The organism is Microbacterium sp. NPDC055988 (genome assembly GCF_042269505.1).
Lineage (GTDB): Bacteria > Actinomycetota > Actinomycetes > Actinomycetales > Microbacteriaceae > Microbacterium.
Map to the genome: position 1 here is coordinate 108,284 of NZ_JBHJXY010000001.1, position 17,597 is coordinate 125,880.

A 17,597-nucleotide genomic window follows, 5' to 3' on the forward strand; every position below is an offset into this window, starting at 1 on the left:
TGTGGACCGCCCCTGCCAGAGCGGTTCCACATGGCGGGGATACCGTCAGGCTATGACCAGACGCTCCGCGAGGACCTCGGCGATCTGCACGGCGTTCAGCGCAGCCCCCTTGCGCAGGTTGTCGTTGCTGATGAAGAGGACGAGCCCCTTGCCCTCGGGAGCAGACTGATCGGCACGGATCCGTCCGACGAAGCTCGGGTCCTTGCCCGCCGCCTGCAGCGGCGTCGGCACCTCGTCGAGCACGACGCCGGGCGCCGCACTCAGAACCTCGCGGGCACGCTCGGGCGTGATGTCACGGGCGAACTCGACGTTGATCGACAGCGAGTGACCGGTGAAGACCGGGACGCGCACGCAGGTGCCCGCGACACGGAGGCCGGGGATCTCGAGGATCTTGCGGCTCTCGTTGCGGAGCTTCTTCTCTTCGTCGGTCTCGTTGTCGCCGTCGTCGACGAGGTTTCCGGCGAACGGGATCACGTCGAACGCGATCGGCGCGACGTACTTCTCGGGCTCGGGGAAGTCGACCGCCGAGCCGTCGTGCACGAGGCGCAGGGTGTCGCCCTGGGCGAGCACGCCCTCGACCTGGCCGAGCAGCTCCTGCGCACCGGCGAGACCGGAGCCGGAGACGGCCTGGTAGGTGGAGACGATCAGACGCTCGAGGCCGGCCTCGGCATCCAGCGCCTTCAGCACCGGCATCGCGGCCATGGTGGTGCAGTTCGGGTTCGCGATGATGCCCTTCGGGCGCTCATCGATCGCGTGCGGATTCACTTCGCTGACGACGAGCGGAACCTCGGGGTCCATGCGCCAGGCGCTGGAGTTGTCGACGACCACGGCGCCGGCCGCAGCGAAACGCGGAGCGTAGGCGCGGCTCGCCGTGGCGCCGGCGGAGAACAGGGCGATGTCGATGCCCGCGGCATCCGCCGTCTCGACGTCTTCGACGATGACCGTGGCGCCGCCGAACTCGATCGCCGTGCCCGCGGAACGCGCGGAGGAGAACAGGCGCAGATCGCGGATCGGGAACGAGCGCTCGGCGAGAATCTCGCGCATCACGGTGCCTACCTGGCCGGTGGCGCCGACGATGGCTACGGAGAGTCCTGATTCGGAGATGCGGGTCATGATGTTCCTTGGCGTCGTGCGGTGCTGCGTACGAGGCTTCGGGCGCGGCGTCGGGATGCGGATGCTGCGCCTGGCGCCGGTGTCAGGGTTTCGGTGAGTCTACCGTGGTCCGAGATGATGCGGACGATTCACGGTGCGGGTGACGATTCGCCGACGAATTCGTGGAACCCCTCCGCGAATCGTCCATCTCTCGGTCAATCGTCGGGCAACCGCCAGAGATCAGCGCCCGGTGCCGGCGTGGACCGTGGCTTCCGACTCCCCGTCGAGCCCGTAGGCGGTGTGTACGGTGCGGGCCGCCTCGGTCAGGTCGGTGTCGCGCAGGACCACGGAGATGCGGATCTCGGACGTCGAGATCATCTCAATGTTGATCCCGCCGGCCGAGAGCGCCTCGAACAGGGTCGCGGAGACACCGGAGTGCGTGCGCATCCCCGCACCGACCACCGAGAGCTTGCCGATCTGGTCGTCGTGGATCAGGTTCTGGAAGCCGACCTCGGCCTGGTCGCCCGCCAGCGCCTTGAGCGCGGCGGCGGCATCCGCCTTGGGGACGGTGAACGAGATGTCTGTACGCCCGGTGGCCGACACGTTCTGCACGATCATGTCGACGTTCGCGCCGGACTTCGCGACGATCTTGAAGATCTCGGCGGCCTTGCCCGGGACGTCGGGCACGCCCGCCACCGTGATCTTGGCCTGGCTGAAGTCGGTGGCGACCCCGGCGACGATCGGTTCTTCCATGACTGCTCCCTCGGCTTCGCGAGGGTTCTTCATGCCCTCGCCCAGAACGTACGTGCCCTCGGCCGACGAGAACGTCGACCGAGCGTGAATGAGGACGCCGTGACGTCGTGCGTACTCGACGGCGCGGATGTAGAGCACCTTGGCGCCGTTGGCAGCGAGCTCGAGCATCTCCTCACTGGAGACGTGATCGAGCTTCTGCGCCTTCGGGATCACGCGCGGATCCGCGGTGAAGATGCCGTCCACGTCGCTGTAGATCTCGCACACGTCGGCGTCGAGAGCGGCGGCGAGGGCGACGGCGGTGGTGTCCGAGCCGCCGCGACCGAGCGTGGTGATGTCGCGGGTGTCGCGGTTGAAGCCCTGGAATCCGGCGACGATCACGATCGCGCCCTCGTCGAGCGCTTCGCGCAGGCGCACCGGGGTCACGTCGACGATGCGGGCGGCGCCGTGCTGCGAGTCTGTGATCATGCCCGCCTGGCTGCCTGTGAACGACCGCGCCTCGAAGCCCATGGAGTGGATCGCCATCGCCAGCAGCGCCATCGAGATGCGCTCTCCGCTGGAGAGGAGCATGTCGAGCTCTCGCGGCGCCGGGATCGGGGCGACCTCGTTCGCGAGTTCTAGCAGCTCATCGGTGGTGTCGCCCATCGCGCTCACGGCGACGACGACGTCGTGCCCGGCGCGTCGGGTGTCGACGATGCGCTTGGCGACGCGCTTGATGCTCTCTGCGTCGGCGACGGACGAGCCGCCGTACTTCTGCACGATGAGGGCCACGATCACTCCCTGGGATGTCGGGCGGATCCGCCCACGCTCATTCTACGATCGGCGCGTATGCCCCGTTGTGCATGTGTCATCCCCGCGCATCTCCCGGGGCCCCCGCGCATCTCCCCGGGGCGCCGAGTGCACGGGAAACTGCCGAGTGCACGGGAAGTTCGCGTCGACAGGCCGTGCGCTCGGCGACAAGCCGTGCACTCGGCGATGCGAGCGCGGAGTGCGGCGTGCGGAGCGCGGGTCAGAGGGTGGGAGGGAGCGCGGTGGGAGATGCCGGACGCAGGCGACCACCCGTGGCGGCGAACCAGCAGCCGATGATGATCAGCGGGAAACCGAGCAGCAGTCCGGGCGTCAGCGGCTCGGCGAGGACGATCGCGCCGAGGACGATCGCGACCACCGGATTCACATAGGTGAACAGCGGGGCGCGCACCGGGCCCACCTCGCGGATCAGGGCGAAGAACGCGAGGAACGCCACCGCGGTGCAGATCACGGCGAGCGCGAGGAGCGCGGCGATCGAAGGCAGCGTGGGGACCTCGTGCTGCGTGAGAAGACCGATCGGGAGGTAGAAGACACCGATCATCAGCAGCGACAGGGTGATGGTGCCCAGCGACGGGACGTCGTGCAACTTGCGCGCGACGATGAACGGCGCGATCGCGTAGAGCACGGCCACCAGCAGCACCTCCCCCGCGGCCAGCAGACTGACCTCGCCGCCGAAGAGCCCGGGACCGGCGACCACGATCGCGACACCGAGGAAGCCGACGAGAAGTCCGATCCCGCGGGCGGGCCGCAGCACTCCGCGGTCGCCGCCGCCGAGCGCGATCAGCGCGGCGAAGAGCGGAACGGTCGCCACCAGCAGGCCGGTCATGCCGGACGGCAGCGTCATCTCGGCGTGCCCGAGCAGCAGGAAGGGGCCGGCCATCTCGACCGCTCCGAAGGCCAACACCCACGGCCAGTGCTTCAGTGCCGCCCGGAGTGCTCCGCTGCGGATGGCGAACGGCAGGAGCAGCAGGGCGGCGATGAGAGTGCGCCCGGCGACGATCGCGGGCGGGGAGAACGACTCGACCGCGACGCTGATGAACAGGTACGGCACACCCCACAGCAGCGCCATGGCGCCGAAGAGAAGCCAGCCTCGACGCGAGAAACCCGCGTTCGGGGTCACAGGATGCGCCGGCCCTCGAAGGCACGACCGAGGGTGACCTCATCGGCGTATTCGAGGTCGCCGCCGACGGGCAGCCCGGAGGCGAGCCGAGACACCGTGATCTGCATCGTCGTGAGCAGCCGGCTCAAGTAGCTCGCGGTCGCCTCCCCTTCGAGGTTGGGGTTGGTGGCGAGGATGACCTCCTGCACCGTGCCGTCGGCGAGACGCGTCATGAGCTGCGCGATCCGGAGGTCGTCGGGCCCGACGCCGGCGATGGGGCTGATGGCCCCGCCGAGCACGTGGTACAGCCCACGGAACTCGCGCGTGCGCTCGATGGCCGCGACGTCTTTGGCGTCTTCGACCACGCAGATCAGCGTCTGGATGCGGCGCGGGTCGCGGCAGATGGCACACCGCTCCTGCTCGGCGACGTTGCCGCAGATCTCGCAGAACCGCACCCGGGTGCGGATCTCGCTGAGGAGTTCGGCGAGACGCGCGACGTCGAACGTCGGTGTCTGCAGGATGTGGAACGCGATCCGCTGGGCGGACTTCGGGCCGATGCCGGGGAGCCGACCGAACTCGTCGATCAGCTCCTGAACGATACCGTCATACATCAGTTGAACCTCGTCGGGGGCTCGTAGGGCTCTTCGCGCAGGAACGTCGCGCCGAGCACCTGGCGGATCACGGCCTCACCATAGCGCTGCACTCCCCCGACCGAGGGGGCGCGCTCGATGACGACCGGCGGGGCTGCCGCACGCTGCATCTGCGGGGCAGGTGGCTGCGGCGCCTGCGGAGCGGTTCGCTGCGGCGCAGACTGCTGCGGGGAAGACTGCCGTGAGACCGGCGGCTCGTACGAAGGATCGTAGGGCGGCTCGTCATCGAAGGCCGGAGCCTCATCGTCGCCCGGAAGCGGAGGCTCATCGCGATCGATCGCACCGTCGGACGGCGGGATGGGGGCGGATGCCGCCGCCTCGACCTCTTCGGGCTCGTCGTCGACGGGCAGCGGCGAAGCCGACACGGGCGGAGCACTCGCCGGTTGTTCCTGCGCGGTGGGGATCGGTGCGACCGCCCACTCCGTCACGGCGGAGGCCGAGGCGCCACGGACCTGCGAGCGGGGAGAACCCGCTGACGCAGGCTCCGATGCGGCAGCGGAATCGGCGGGCGCCGAGGGACCGGATGCCGCGGACTGGCGCGGAGCACCACCGGCGGGCATCGGCGCGGGAAGGTACTTCACCCGCACTCCGAGCTCATGCTCTATCGCGGAACGCAGGTGATCCGAAGGCCCGGAACCCGGAGTGGTGCCCTTGAACTTCGCGACGTCATGCTGGCTCGTGAAGCCGAGTGTCAGCACCTCGGTGTCGGCGACGTACGCCAGCGGCTGCACCGCAGTGGCCAGCAGCCAGGACGTGCGGCTGATGCCCTCGAGCCGGGTGAGGACAGCGGGCCACGAAGCACGGATGGCGTCGAACGTCACCGGCCCTCGCGGGGCGGCGGGCTCGGAGGCCGCCGGCGCGGTCGCCTGCGGAGCGGGCGTTTCGGTCTCGGCGGTCGGGGTCTGGTCCGTCGGAGTGGGAGACGCCGCAGCAGCCGCCGGCGACGCGGGTGAGGCGGCGGCGGCCGGGGCCGCGGCTGGCGCGTCCGACACCGATGAGGCCGCGGCGGGGGCCGAGGCCGAGGTGGCGGGGACCGGGGCCGAGGCAGCGGCTGCAGGTGCCGAGGGCGCGACGGGCCGCGCGGGCGCCGCTGTCCGCTCGGCAGCGGGAGCCGTCGGCGCCGCAGCGGCAGCATCCGTCGCACCGGCGAGGACGCGCGCCACCATGAGCTCGAGATGCAGGCGCGGAGACGTCGCCCCCGACATGTCGTCGAGGGCCGCGCTCACCACGTCGGCGGTGCGAGAGAGACGCGCGGCGCCGAAGACCTCCGCCTGGCCGCGCATGCGCTGCAGGTCGTCTTCTGCGATCCCGCGCAGGACGGCCGAAGCGCCGGCACCGACGGCCGCGATGACGATTAGGTCGCGCAGCCGTTCGAGCAGGTCGTCGACGAAGCGCCGCGGGTCTTGACCGGTCTGCACGACGCGGTCGATCGCGGGGAACGCGGCGGCGGCGTCTCCGGCGGCGAGCGCGTCGACGATCTCGTCGAGGAGGGCGCCGTGCGTGTATCCGAGCAGAGAGACGGCACGCGCGTAGCCGACCGTCACGGTCTCGGAGCCGGCGGGTGCGTCGGACCCGGCGATGAGCTGGTCGAGCAGCGAGAGCGTGTCTCGCGGGGAACCGCCACCGGCGCGGACGACGAGCGGCAGCACACCCTGCTCGACGATCACGCCCTCTTCGGCGCAGAGTTTCTCGACGTACTCGAGCATCGCCGCCGGCGGTACGAGACGGAACGGGTAGTGGTGCGTGCGGGAGCGGATCGTGCCGAGAACCTTCTCGGGCTCGGTTGTCGCGAAGATGAACTTGACGTGCTCCGGCGGCTCCTCGACGAGCTTGAGCAGCGCGTTGAACCCCTGCGGGGTGACCATGTGCGCCTCGTCGAGGATGAAGATCTTGTACCGGTCGCGGCTCGGCGCGAAGGTCGCCCGTTCGCGCAGGTCGCGGGCGTCGTCGACGCCGTTGTGACTGGCGGCGTCGATCTCGACGACATCGAGGGATCCGCCGCCGGCGCGCGACAGCTCGACGCAGCTCGGGCAGACGCCGCACGGCACGTCGGTCGGCCCTTCGGCGCAGTTCAGGCAGCGCGCCAGGATGCGCGCGGAGGTCGTCTTGCCGCAGCCGCGAGGGCCGGAGAACAGGTACGCGTGGCCGACCCGATCGCCGCGCAAGGCCGTCATGAGCGGGTCGGTCACCTGGGACTGCCCGATCATCTCGCCGAACGTCTCGGGTCGGTAGCGGCGGTAGAGGGCTGTGGTCACCTCAACAGCCTACGGCGTGCCACCGACCTTCGGCGGGTCGGCGGCTCCCCGGCATCCCGACCCGTCAGTCGATCGACTCGATCACCGGAATGGCCGTGGTGATCACCGGGACGGATGCCGACATCCGCGTGCCGTCCTCGCGGCGGGCATCGGCGAACTGCCGCAGCGTCGGACGCCCGGGGATCAGCGGACCCTGATCCGCCAGCGGCACGACGACCTCATCCTCGACCGTCGCGAAGTACGCGGTGTCCCGCACGCTGAAAGGCACCGGAGGGCCGCTGCGCACCTGTACGCGCAGCTCGTCCTTGGTGACCTTCACGTGCAGCGTGGATCCCTGCCACTGCAGCGGGAAGGACAACGACGGCCAGTCGACCGGCAGTCGTGGGTCGAAGCTCAGGTCGCCGGCATAGTCGCGCATGCCGCCGAAGCCGCACACCAGCGCCGTCCACACTCCACCGGCGGAGGCCACATGCACGCCGTCGGCCGCGTTGTGGTGCAGGTCGTGCAGGTCGACGAACAGCGACTGCTCGAAGTACCGCTGCGCGAGGTCCTGGTACCCCACCTCGGCGGCGAGGATCGACTGCACGACCGCCGAGAGCGTCGAGTCACCGGTGGTCAGCGGATCGTAGTAGTCGAAGTCGGCCTTCTTCTCCTCCGGCGAGAAGTGGTTGCCCTGCAGGAACAGCGCCAGCACGACATCCGCCTGCTTGAGCACCTGGAACCGGTAGATCACCAGCGGGTGGAAGTGCAGCAGCAGCGGTCGCTGCTCGGCGGGAGTGTTGGCGAGATCCCAGACCTCGCGCTCGAGGAACAGCGAGTCCTGCGGATGGATGCCGAGGCCCTCACTGTAGGGGATGTACATCGCCTCCGCCGCGCGGTCCCACGCCTCGGCCTCGCCGACGCCGAGCCCCGTCCGATCGACGAGCTTCACGTAGTCCTCGGGGTGGTTCTCCCGGATCTCGCGGACGATCTTGGCCGCATAGCGGAGGTTGTAGCGTGCCATGACGTTCGTGTACAGGTTGTCGTTGACGACCGTGGTGTACTCGTCGGGCCCCGTGACGCCGTGGATATGGAAGGTCTCGATCCCGTCGCCGGCATCCGTCTCCTCCACCAGCCGCGAGGCACGCCAGAAGCCGAGGGTCGCCCACAGGCGCGCGGTCTCGATCGCGATGTCGGCGCCCTCGCGCCGCAGGAACTCCTCGTCACCGGTCGCGCGCACGTACTTGCCGAGCGCGAAGCTGATGTCGGCGTTGATGTGGTACTGCGCGGTGCCGGCCGCGTAGTACGCGGAGGCCTCCTCGCCGTTGATGGTGCGCCACGGGAAGAGCGCCCCAGCCTCGTTGAGCTGCGCGGCCCGACGACGCGCAGCGGGGAGCATCTTCACCCGCGCCCGCAGTGCGTTGTACGCCCACCGCGGCGACGTGTAGGTGAGGAACGGGAGCACGTAGATCTCGGTGTCCCAGAAGTAGTGTCCGCTGTAGCCGGAACCGGAGACGCCCTTCGCCGGAACGCCGGCGCCGTCTGCGCGGGCGGAGGCCTGGGCGAGCTGGAACAGGCACCAGCGGGTGGCCTGCTGCAGGTCGTCGCGGCCGCCGATCTGCACGTCGCTGCGCTCCCAGAAGGCATCGAGCCAGGCCCGCTGACGCTGGAAGACGGTCTCGACGCCCTCGTCAGCCGCGCGGTCGAGCGAACGACGGCAGCGATCGACGAGCTCGCGCGGCGGTACGCCTCGGGAGGTGTGGTAGCTGACCAGCTTCGTGACCGTGATGGGAACACCGGCCTTGGCCTGCACCCGGAACACGTTCTTCGCGATGTCGGGCTCCACGAGCGTTCGGGCGTTGTACTCGTTCTCGGTCTCGACCACGTGGTCGGCCACGACGGCGACCGTCATCCCGGAGTCCGCGACCCGGTACGACAGCGCGGAGCGCAGCCCGTCCTGCCAGTGCTCGGCGGGCTCCAGAACGCGGTCCGCGATCTTCTCGGCCTTGCGGGGGTCGAACGCTGCTTTGGTCCCGATCGGAGTGCCGGCGTACACGCCCGCGCCGTCCTGGCGGTTCAGCAGCTGGCAGCTGATCGTGACCGGCGCGTCGGCGTTCTCGACGACGACCTCGAGCCGCAGCACCGCGAGGTGCCGCTCCTCGAAGCTCACGATGCGCTCGTCGCGCATGCGGACGCGCTTGCCCGACGGGGTCTCCCAGACGACGTGGCGCTCGAGGACCCCGGTGCGCAGGTCGAGCGTACGGCGGTACTCGCGCACATCGGCGTCGTCGAGCGAGATGGGCTCGTCGTCGACGTACACGCGCATGACCTTGGCGTCAGGGGCGTTCACGATCGTCTGCCCGACCTCGGCGAAGCCGTAGGCCTGCTCGGCGTGGCGGATCGGCCAGGTCTCGTGCAGCCCGTTGATGAACGTGCCGTGCTCCTGTGCGCCGCGACCCTCGATGTGGTTGCCGCGCAGGCCCAGGTAGCCGTTGCCGACGGAGAACAGCGTCTCGCCGACGCCCTCCTCCGAGTAGTGCGTGTCGATCAGACGCCACGGGTCGACGGGGAAGCGGTCGCGGTCGATCATGCGGTCTCCGGGGTGTCGGTGCGGGAATCGGGGGCGAACACGGCCAGGTCGTCGACGACGACGGTCGCGCCGGCAGCTCGGAGTGCGTCGGCTCCGGCGCCGCGGTCGACGCCGATCACGGACGCATAGCCGGCTGCGGCGGCGGACGCGGCACCGGAGGTGGCGTCCTCCACGGCGACGGAGCGGGCCGGGTCCACTCCGAGGGCCGCGGCACCGGCGGCGAACATGTCGGCGGCGGGCTTCGAGGCGAGACCATCGCGCTCGGCGACGACACCGTCCACGACGACCCGGAAGAAGGAGCGGATGCCGGCGGCGCCCAGTACCTCCTCGGCGTTCTTGGAGCTCGACACCACTCCGAGCGGGATGCCGGCGGCGTGCAGTGCCTCCACGAGCGCGAGCGAGCCCGGGTACGGTGCTATCCCCTGCCCGCGCAGCGATTGCGCGAAGGCGGCGTTCTTGCGGTTGCCGATCCCGCAGATGGTCTCGGCCGAGGGGTCGTCGTCGACCTGCCCCCACGGCACTTCCACATTGCGGCTGCGCAGCAGACTGGCCACTCCGTCGTAGCGCTTCTTGCCGTCGACGCAGTCGTAGTAGTCGGCGTCGGTGTAGGGCGACGTGATGCCCCAGCGAGCGAACACGTCGTCGAACACGACCTTCCAGGCCCGCATGTGCACCTCGGCGGTCGGAGTGAGCACGCCGTCCAGGTCGAACAGTACGCCTTCGGCGTGGAACAGGTCGGGCAGTGCTTCTGGCACAGAGCCTCCAGGAGAAGGGCGATCGTCGGGCCGGCACCGCTCCGTGCCACTGTGCAAGCGTAATGCTGTGGCGCGTCGGGAGGTAACCCCGGCGGGCCGATCAGAGCAGTTCGGCCGTCTGGCGCGCGATCTGCAGTTCCTCATCGGTGGGCACCACGAGCACCGTCACCGGAGAGGTGTTCGTCGAGATGCGCCGGATGCCGCGCTCCCTGGCCTCGTTGCGGGCGGCATCCAGCTCCACACCGGCGAATCCGAGGGTCGCCATCGCGGCCGCCCGCACGGCAGCCGCGTTCTCGCCGACGCCGGCGGTGAACGAGATGACATCCACTCCCCCGAGCTGGGCGATGTAGGCGCCGGCGTAGGCGCGCAGGCGGTGCACGTACACGTCGAAGGCCAGCATCGCCGCGTCCTCCCCTGCCTCCACCCCGGCGAGGATGTCGCGCATGTCGCTGCGCCCGGCGAGACCGGCCAGACCGCTGCGGGTGTTGAGCAGCGAGTCGAGGTCGTCGATCGAGAGGCCGGCACGACGCGACAGGTGCACGAGCGCCGCGGGGTCGAGGTCGCCCGAGCGAGTGCCCATGACCAGGCCCTCCAGCGGGGTGAGTCCCATCGAGGTCTCGACCGAGCGGCCACCGTCGATCGCTGCCACGGATGCCCCGTTGCCGAGGTGGAACACGAGCTGTCGGAGGCTGCCGAGGTCGCGGCCGAGGAACGCTGCCGCGGCCTCGCTCACGTACTGGTGGCTCGTACCGTGGAAGCCGTAGCGGCGCACGCGGTGCTCCGCGGCGAGCGCAGCATCGATCGCATAGGTGTACGCGGCGGGCGGGAGCGTCTGGTGGAAAGCCGTGTCGAACACGGCGACGTGCGGAACCTGATCGAACACAGCGCGAGCGGCGCGGATGCCGGCCAGGTTCGCCGGGTTGTGCAGCGGCGCGAGCACCGCGAGCTCGTCGATCTGCCGCTCCACATCGGCGTCGATCAGCGTCGGGGCGTAGAAGCGGGCACCGCCGTGCACCACGCGGTGTCCGACGGCGACCGGGCGATGCTCCTCGAGCGACGGCCCGTGCGCGGCGAACTGCTCGCGCATGATCTCGAAGGCGGCGGCGTGATCGGCGATCGGGCGCTCATCGCGGTAGGTCGCATCGAGCATCGTCGGCATGGCCGCCCCGTCGGTCTCGGGACGGACGGTGTGCGCGACGGCGCTGGCGTCCTGGCCGATGCGCTCGATGAGTCCGCTCGCCAGCAGGTTCTCCTGTTCGATGTCGATCAGGCTGTACTTCAGCGACGACGACCCGCTGTTGATGACCAGGATCGCGCTCATGCCGAATCTCCCTGCGCCTGGATCGCGGTGATCGCGACGGTGTTGACGATGTCGGCGACCAGCGCGCCGCGGGACAGGTCGTTGATGGGCTTGTTGAGCCCCTGCAGCACCGGTCCGATGGCGACGGCTCCGGCCGAGCGCTGCACCGCCTTGTAGGTGTTGTTGCCCGTGTTGAGGTCGGGGAACACGAACACCGTCGCGCGCCCGGCCACGGCCGAATCGGGGAGCTTGGCCTTCGCGACCGCCGCATCCGCTGCCGCGTCGTACTGGATCGGGCCCTCCACCGGCAGCTCGGGCGCCCGCTCGCGCACGAGGGCGGTCGCCGCGCGCACCTTGTCGACGTCGGCGCCGGTGCCGGACTCACCCGTCGAGTACGACAGCATCGCGACACGAGGGTCGATGCCGAACTGACGGGCCGTCGTCGCCGAGGAGATCGCGATGTCGGCGAGCTGCTCGCTCGTCGGGTCGGGGATAACGGCGCAGTCGCCGTACACGAGCACGCGGTCGGCGAGCGCCATCAGGAACACGCTCGAGACGACGTTCACCCCCGGCTTGGTCTTGATGATCTCGAACGACGGGCGGATGGTGTGCGCTGTCGTGTGCGCGGCGCCGGAGACCATGCCGTCGGCGAGGCCGAGGTGCACCATCATCGTGCCGAAGTACGACACATCGGTCACGGTGTCTGCCGCCTGGGCGAGCGTGATGCCCTTGTGGGCGCGGAGTCGCGCATATTCCGCGGCGAAGCGCTCGACCAGCTCGGGGTCGGTGGGGCTGATCACCTGGGCCGCGGCGATGTCGACGCCGAGCTCGACGGCGCGAGCGCGGATGGATGCCTCGTCGCCCAGGATCGTCAGGTCGGCGACCTCTCTGGCCAGCAGAGTGGCGGCGGCACGCAGGATGCGGTCGTCTCCGCCCTCCGGCAACACGATGCGTCGGCGGTCGGCTCTGGCGCGTTCGATGAGTCCGTACTGGAACATCAGCGGCGTCACGACCCGCGACTCGGCGAGCCCGAGCTGCTCGGTCAGCTCGGCGATGTCCACGTGCGCCTGGAACAGGCCGAGCGCACGGTCGTACCGGCTGCGGGAATCGGCGGAGATCCGGCCGCGGGCTCCCATCACCCGCACCGCGGTGTCGTACGTGCCCAGGTCGGTGGTGATGATCGGAACCGTCGACGCGAATCCGTCGAGCAGCTGGAGGATCGGCTCCGGCAGCGGGAAGGGGCCGTTCAGGATGATGCCGGCGATGCGCGGGAACGTGCCGGACGAGTCCGCCAGCAGCGCGGCGAGGAGAACTTCGGTGCGGTCGGCCGGGATCACCACGACCGCCTCTTCGGTGAGCCGCGGCAGCACGTTGACCATCGACATCCCCGCGACCACGATCGTCAGCGCCTCGGCCGCCAAGCGGTCGTCGTCGCCCTTGAGCAGCTCCCCGTCGACGGCCGAGAGGATGCCGCGGATCGAGGGGGCGACGAGGGCGCGGTCCTCCGGGATCGCCCACACCGGTGTCCGGTCGTCGTGCAGCACGGCGCGCACGGCATCGATCACGGCCTCGAGTGCGTCGGGATCGGCCCGGTTCACGGCGACCGCGAACAGCTCGGCACGCTCTGCCGTGAGCTCGGACAGCGCCAGTTCCGCGATCTGTCCGACGGCGGCAGCGGCGCGCGCCGTCGTGGTGCCGAGCTGCTCGGCCTGACGCTGCTGATCGCGACCGCTGAGGACGAGCAGCACCGGGGCGCCGAGGTTGGCGGCGATCCGCGCGTTGAACCCGAGTTCTGCGGGGCTGGCGACATCCGTGTAATCGCTGCCGATGATGACCACGGAGTCGCACTGCGCCTCGACGGCCTTGAACCGCGCGACGATCGTCGACAGCGCCGCTTCCGGATCGCTGCGCACATCGTCGTAGGTGACGCCGATGCAGTCCTCGTAGTCGAGCTGCACGCCGTCGTGCGCGAGCATCAGCTCGAGGATGTCGTCACGTTCGGTGACCGAACGTGCGATCGGGCGGAATACCCCCACCCGCGGCGATACGCGCATCAGAGCGTCGAGCGCCCCGAGGGCGATCGTCGACTTTCCGGTATGGCCTTCGGCCGAGGTGATGTAGATGCTCTGCGCCACGGCTTCAGCTTAGGCGCGGCATCCGTGAACCCGCCCGGCGTCGTACCGGGACTATTGCTTCGACTTCACTCGCACGGCCCCGACAGTGCGTCGACGACGGCCGTGGCATCCCCCTGGAACTGCGAGTAGTAGTCGCGATCCATGTTGATCTGCACACGGTGGATCGCGTGCGACGGCACCATGGCCTGCCAGCCGGGAAGCCGGCCGAGGCGGTCGAAGAACAGGGTCGCGGCGGTCGCGGGATCCATCCGCTGCTCGGCACTCCCCCACCAGTCCTGCTGCTGGAACAGTCCGATGCTCGTCGTGCGCGAGCCGTCGGGGTTGGTGAACCCGCGCGTCTCCCAGTCGCCGTAGTCGATGTTGTGGAGGCTGCTCTCGCCCATCGCCGTCATCACCCCGAGGATCTGTCCGTCGCGATCGAAGCCGAGCCCGGCCGCGGTGCGGACGATCGTCGCCGCGTTCTCGAGCTGCTCCCCGCTCCATCCCTCGATACCCGCCGCAGGGAACGTGCGCGGCTCGTCGATGCAGATCGGCGCCGGGTCGCGCGCGAGGCCGAGCGGGATGAGGGCCAGCAGCCCGCCGAGTACCAGGACGGCCGTGGTCGACACAAGTACCCGCTGCAGGATCTTGCGGCGGCGGAGCCGGATCGCCGCCTGCCGTCGCGTGCCGGGCTTGCGCCGCCGCGCCGTGCTCTTCCGCTTCGATCTCGGCTTCGTCGTCGCCCGCCTGCGCTTCGCCGGCGACGCCGCGCGTCGTGGGCTCATGCCGCGAGGGCTCCGCGCTCTGTTCGCGGGCGGCGGCCGATCAGTGCAGCGATTGCGCCGCCGATCGCACCGAAGAGATGCCCCTGCCAGGAGATGCCGTCGGCGACGCCGAACACTCCGGCCAGCATGGTGGCGCCGTACAGGGCGAGCACGATCAGCGCGATGACGGCGTAGAGGATCCGGTGGGCGACCCGGCCCGGCGCGAACACCCGCATCACGACGTACCCGAAGTAGCCGAACACGAGTCCGGAGGCGCCGACGGTCAGGGTTCCCGGAGCGTTGAACACCCAGGTGCCGATGCCGCCGACGATGGCGACGATGGCCGTGACGGCCCAGAACCGGCGTGTGCCCTCGACCGCGACGAGGCAGCCGAGCACGAGGAACGGCACCGAGTTCGCGATGAGATGCTGCCAGTTCGCATGCAGGAGCGGACCGAGCACGATGCCGCCGAGACCCGAGATGTCCCATGACCGCAACCCGAAGCCGGTGAACGAGCCGGGGAGGATCGCATCGGCGAACTGCACGACCCACATCGCGACGAGCAGGAGCACCGGCGAGGCGAATCGGCCGAGCGGATGCTGTGCCTTCGGCGGCTGGGAGACGGTCACCGGATGATTGTCGCAGGTGCAGCCCGGAGGCGACTGAGCGTCGGGGCGGAGCAGCGCAGAAAAAGAAAGTGACCCTCCGCGCACCCAGCAGAGCCCGGTTACCCTTGCTGCGTTTCCGCCCTGGGGGAATTGGCCTGGATGCCGCCACGCGGAGAGCCGTCAACCATCCTAACCCGGCGACGACGGGCTCGACGACACTCCCCCGCTCTTTGGCGGACTGAGCAGATCACGGATGCCATCAGTCTCCCGCTCTAGTCACGGCGTTTTCCGCGGCACCCTGCGCTCGCATGAGGCGGAGGCGCGATGAAGCGCGTCGATCCGAGCTGGGTCGCGTCCGGCGGGTGCCAACGAGCCAGCGTCGACCGACCGTCAACGCAACCGCCGTCTACATCCACAGGCCCACGACTCGGCTCCTCCGCGGAGGGCAGAACCATGACGGGGCGCCGATGATACTCCGGTCGCCCCTATCCGGCGAGTCAGCCATTCGGAGGACAGACATATCGAGATCTAAAAGGTAACGTGACACTCTCAGACAGCGAGTGCTATAGGAAAGAGAAGGAAGAAGCCCATGAGATATTCGTCCATCACCACGCGCGACGCCAGCAGCAAGGCTCGGCTGATTGCCTCATTCACCGCCGCTCTGGTCTCGGGAGCACTCATCGCGTCGAGCGTCACTGCAGCCAGCGCACAGGAAAACGACCCCGTTGCGGATGCTATCGACGAGGCACCGCTTAGCAGTCAGGTCATCAATGAACCACATGAGTCAGCCTCGATTGATCTAGCCACAGGTGAAGGTTCGATCGGGGCCGACAACAGCGAGCAGGGCGCCAGCATCTCATACGATCTTGACTCCGGGGTCTCCCTCGTGATCACTGCCCAGGACGACGAAAACTCTGCGGGCGCGGCCACCACCGCACAGGTTCTCACAGACAATAGCGTTCGACTCCTGACTGTCTTCACGGACCCGGATGCCTCTCTGACCTCGAGCTACTCGACCGAGATTCCCGAAGGCTGGACCGCCGCAAAGCGGGCCGACGGCGGGTACGACATCGTCCCCGGGACTGCTCTTCTCGAAGGGCTGAGAGAGGACGGCATCGACGGTGACTTCGTTCTCGCGACGATCGATGCACCCTGGGCAATCGATGCGAACGGCCGAAGAGTCGAGACGTCCTTCCAGCTCGAGGGAAATCAACTGAAGCAGAGCATCGAGCCTGATGAGAACACCGTCTTCCCGGTCACTGCCGACCCCAGCGTCGTTGGCCATGGCTACTACTTCTCGATCTACTACAACAAGTCCGAGACACGGAGCATGCGCGACACCGGCGCCGTGGTCGGATTCATCCTCGCTGCCGGCGCGGCGATTGCCGCGCTGCCTGGAGGCGTCGCGGTCACCGCCGTTCTCTATACCGTGGGCGCGGGTGCCGTCGCGGCAATCGCCACTGTGGCTGGAAATGCCTCCGGAGAAGGACGCTGCCTCAAACTGGACGTGCCATCGTTCATCCCCACAAGCGTGAAGTGTTAGATTCGCCGCATGCTTTGGGCAATGATGTCGGCGATGCTCTTCTTGGTGGTGTTCTTCTCGTTCACCCGTCGATCCCATAAGAAGCACGCCGGGGACAAGACCAGATCTCGGAAATAAGAGGCAAACGCGAGTACGGCCCCCAGAACCAGCTGTGGTTCTGGGGGCCGTACTTTACTGTTACGGCCCTCGCCTCCTGCGACGCCCGACCTCAGCGCGAGGAACTGCCAGAGCGATACCCCCGCCACAGGGTTACGATCGAGTAACGCGCACCGCAGCGCCGATGTGAGAGGGAACGCATGCCCGAGAACGCCCCCCTGGTCCCGGTGATGATCGACGCCGAGCGGTTCGCCGCGCAGACCTCCGCGATCCTCGGCTCCATCGGCCAGGTCATCGACGGCAAGCCGGACGCCGTGCGCAGCGCTCTCGTCTGCCTCCTCGCCGAGGGGCACCTGCTCATCGAAGACGTCCCCGGGGTCGGCAAGACGATGCTCGCCCGCGCACTCGCCGCGAGCGTGGACGCGACGGTGCGCCGCATCCAGTTCACCCCCGACCTGCTTCCCGGCGATGTCACCGGCGTCTCGGTGTACAACCCGGTCGATCGGGAGTTCGAGTTCAAGCGCGGTGCGGTGTTCGCCCACATCGTGATCGCCGACGAGATCAACCGCTCCTCGCCCAAGACGCAGTCCGCGCTGCTCGAGGCGATGGAGGAGGGCCAGGTGACGGTCGACGGTGCGACGCATCTGCTGCCGAAGCCGTTCCTGGTCGTCGCGACCCAGAACCCGCTCGAGATGGAGGGCACGTACGCCCTGCCCGAAGCGCAGCGCGACCGCTTCATGATGCGCATCTCGATGGGCTACCCGGATGCCGCAGCCGAAGCTCTCATGCTCCGCCAGCGCGATGTCGTGAGCCCGCTCGCCGCGGTGACACCCGTCGCCGATGCGACATCGATCTCGCAGCTCATCGCGTGGGCGCGCTCCGTGCACGTGGCTCCCGCGTTGGAGGAGTACACGGTCGCCCTGGCACAGTCGACCCGGTCCGACCCGAACCTCCACCTCGGGGCGAGCCCCCGAGCGACGCTGCAGCTGATCCGGGCGGCGAAGGTGTGGGCCGCCCTCGACGGACGCGACTTCGTCATCCCCGACGACATCACCGCGCTGCTGATCCCCGTGCTGGCGCACCGCCTGCTTCCCGCGCGCGGGACCCACCGTGCGGGAGCGCAGCCCGTCGAGGCCGCGCTGAGCCAGATCGTCGAACGCGTGCGCGTGCCCGTCGCGACCCGTTCCTGACCGAG

13 protein-coding genes and 1 other RNA gene are annotated in these 17,597 nt (G+C 69.2%); 2 read left to right on the top strand and 12 right to left on the bottom strand.

Annotated elements, in window-relative coordinates; translation table 11 throughout:
* Nucleotides 1–45: 45 nt before the first annotated feature.
* The 12 genes from ACFC14_RS00590 to ffs all read right to left on the bottom strand — a co-directional run bounded on the left by ACFC14_RS00590 (nucleotide 46) and on the right by ffs (nucleotide 14,945).
* Nucleotides 46–1,113, bottom strand: a complete 1,068-nt coding sequence (locus tag ACFC14_RS00590; protein ID WP_376100529.1) for an aspartate-semialdehyde dehydrogenase — start codon at nucleotides 1,111–1,113, stop codon at nucleotides 46–48.
* A 219-nt stretch (nucleotides 1,114–1,332) separates the two neighbouring features.
* Nucleotides 1,333–2,613: an aspartate kinase gene (locus ACFC14_RS00595; protein WP_376100531.1), complete on the bottom strand. Its 1,281-nt coding sequence runs from the start codon at nucleotides 2,611–2,613 to the stop codon at nucleotides 1,333–1,335.
* A gap of 238 nt (nucleotides 2,614–2,851) precedes the next feature.
* Complete coding sequence (locus tag ACFC14_RS00600; protein ID WP_376100533.1) at nucleotides 2,852–3,769, bottom strand: DMT family transporter; 918 nt, start codon at nucleotides 3,767–3,769, stop codon at nucleotides 2,852–2,854.
* Nucleotides 3,766–4,359: a recombination mediator RecR gene (recR, locus tag ACFC14_RS00605; protein ID WP_376100535.1), complete on the bottom strand. Its 594-nt coding sequence runs from the start codon at nucleotides 4,357–4,359 to the stop codon at nucleotides 3,766–3,768. Before recR ends, ACFC14_RS00600 begins: the two co-directional genes overlap by 4 nt.
* A complete protein-coding gene (locus ACFC14_RS00610) occupies nucleotides 4,359–6,653 on the bottom strand; it encodes a DNA polymerase III subunit gamma and tau (RefSeq protein WP_376100537.1) in 2,295 nt (764 codons plus the stop codon). The genes recR and ACFC14_RS00610 overlap by 1 nt, the downstream gene beginning before the upstream one ends.
* A 64-nt stretch (nucleotides 6,654–6,717) precedes the next feature.
* On the bottom strand, nucleotides 6,718–9,222 hold the full coding sequence (locus tag ACFC14_RS00615) for a glycoside hydrolase family 65 protein (protein ID WP_376100539.1): 2,505 nt from the start codon (nucleotides 9,220–9,222) through the stop codon (nucleotides 6,718–6,720).
* Nucleotides 9,219–9,977 carry an HAD-IA family hydrolase gene (locus ACFC14_RS00620; RefSeq protein ID WP_376100541.1) on the bottom strand — a complete coding sequence of 253 codons (759 nt, stop codon included), beginning with the start codon at nucleotides 9,975–9,977 and terminating at the stop codon, nucleotides 9,219–9,221. The genes ACFC14_RS00615 and ACFC14_RS00620 overlap by 4 nt, the downstream gene beginning before the upstream one ends.
* A gap of 100 nt (nucleotides 9,978–10,077) precedes the next feature.
* Nucleotides 10,078–11,298, bottom strand: a complete 1,221-nt coding sequence (locus tag ACFC14_RS00625) for an acetate/propionate family kinase (RefSeq protein ID WP_376100543.1) — start codon at nucleotides 11,296–11,298, stop codon at nucleotides 10,078–10,080.
* Entirely contained in the window at nucleotides 11,295–13,412 is a 2,118-nt protein-coding gene (gene pta / locus ACFC14_RS00630) for a phosphate acetyltransferase (protein ID WP_376100545.1), read from the bottom strand. The genes ACFC14_RS00625 and pta overlap by 4 nt, the downstream gene beginning before the upstream one ends.
* A gap of 65 nt (nucleotides 13,413–13,477) precedes the next feature.
* On the bottom strand, nucleotides 13,478–14,176 hold the full coding sequence (locus ACFC14_RS00635) for a hypothetical protein (protein ID WP_376100547.1): 699 nt from the start codon (nucleotides 14,174–14,176) through the stop codon (nucleotides 13,478–13,480).
* Entirely contained in the window at nucleotides 14,173–14,784 is a 612-nt protein-coding gene (locus ACFC14_RS00640; protein ID WP_376100549.1) for a rhomboid family intramembrane serine protease, read from the bottom strand. Before ACFC14_RS00640 ends, ACFC14_RS00635 begins: the two co-directional genes overlap by 4 nt.
* A 64-nt stretch (nucleotides 14,785–14,848) precedes the next feature.
* Nucleotides 14,849–14,945: signal recognition particle sRNA small type (gene ffs, locus ACFC14_RS00645), an RNA gene on the bottom strand.
* Nucleotides 14,946–15,352: 407 nt separating this feature from the next.
* On the opposite strand from ffs, the gene ACFC14_RS00650 reads away from it, so the two are divergent.
* Together ACFC14_RS00650 and ACFC14_RS00655 are read left to right on the top strand one after the other, a co-directional pair.
* Entirely contained in the window at nucleotides 15,353–16,306 is a 954-nt protein-coding gene (locus tag ACFC14_RS00650) for a hypothetical protein (RefSeq protein WP_376100551.1), read from the top strand.
* 296 nt (nucleotides 16,307–16,602) lie between these two features.
* Entirely contained in the window at nucleotides 16,603–17,592 is a 990-nt protein-coding gene (locus ACFC14_RS00655) for an AAA family ATPase (RefSeq protein ID WP_376100553.1), read from the top strand.
* Nucleotides 17,593–17,597: the final 5 nt, after the last annotated feature.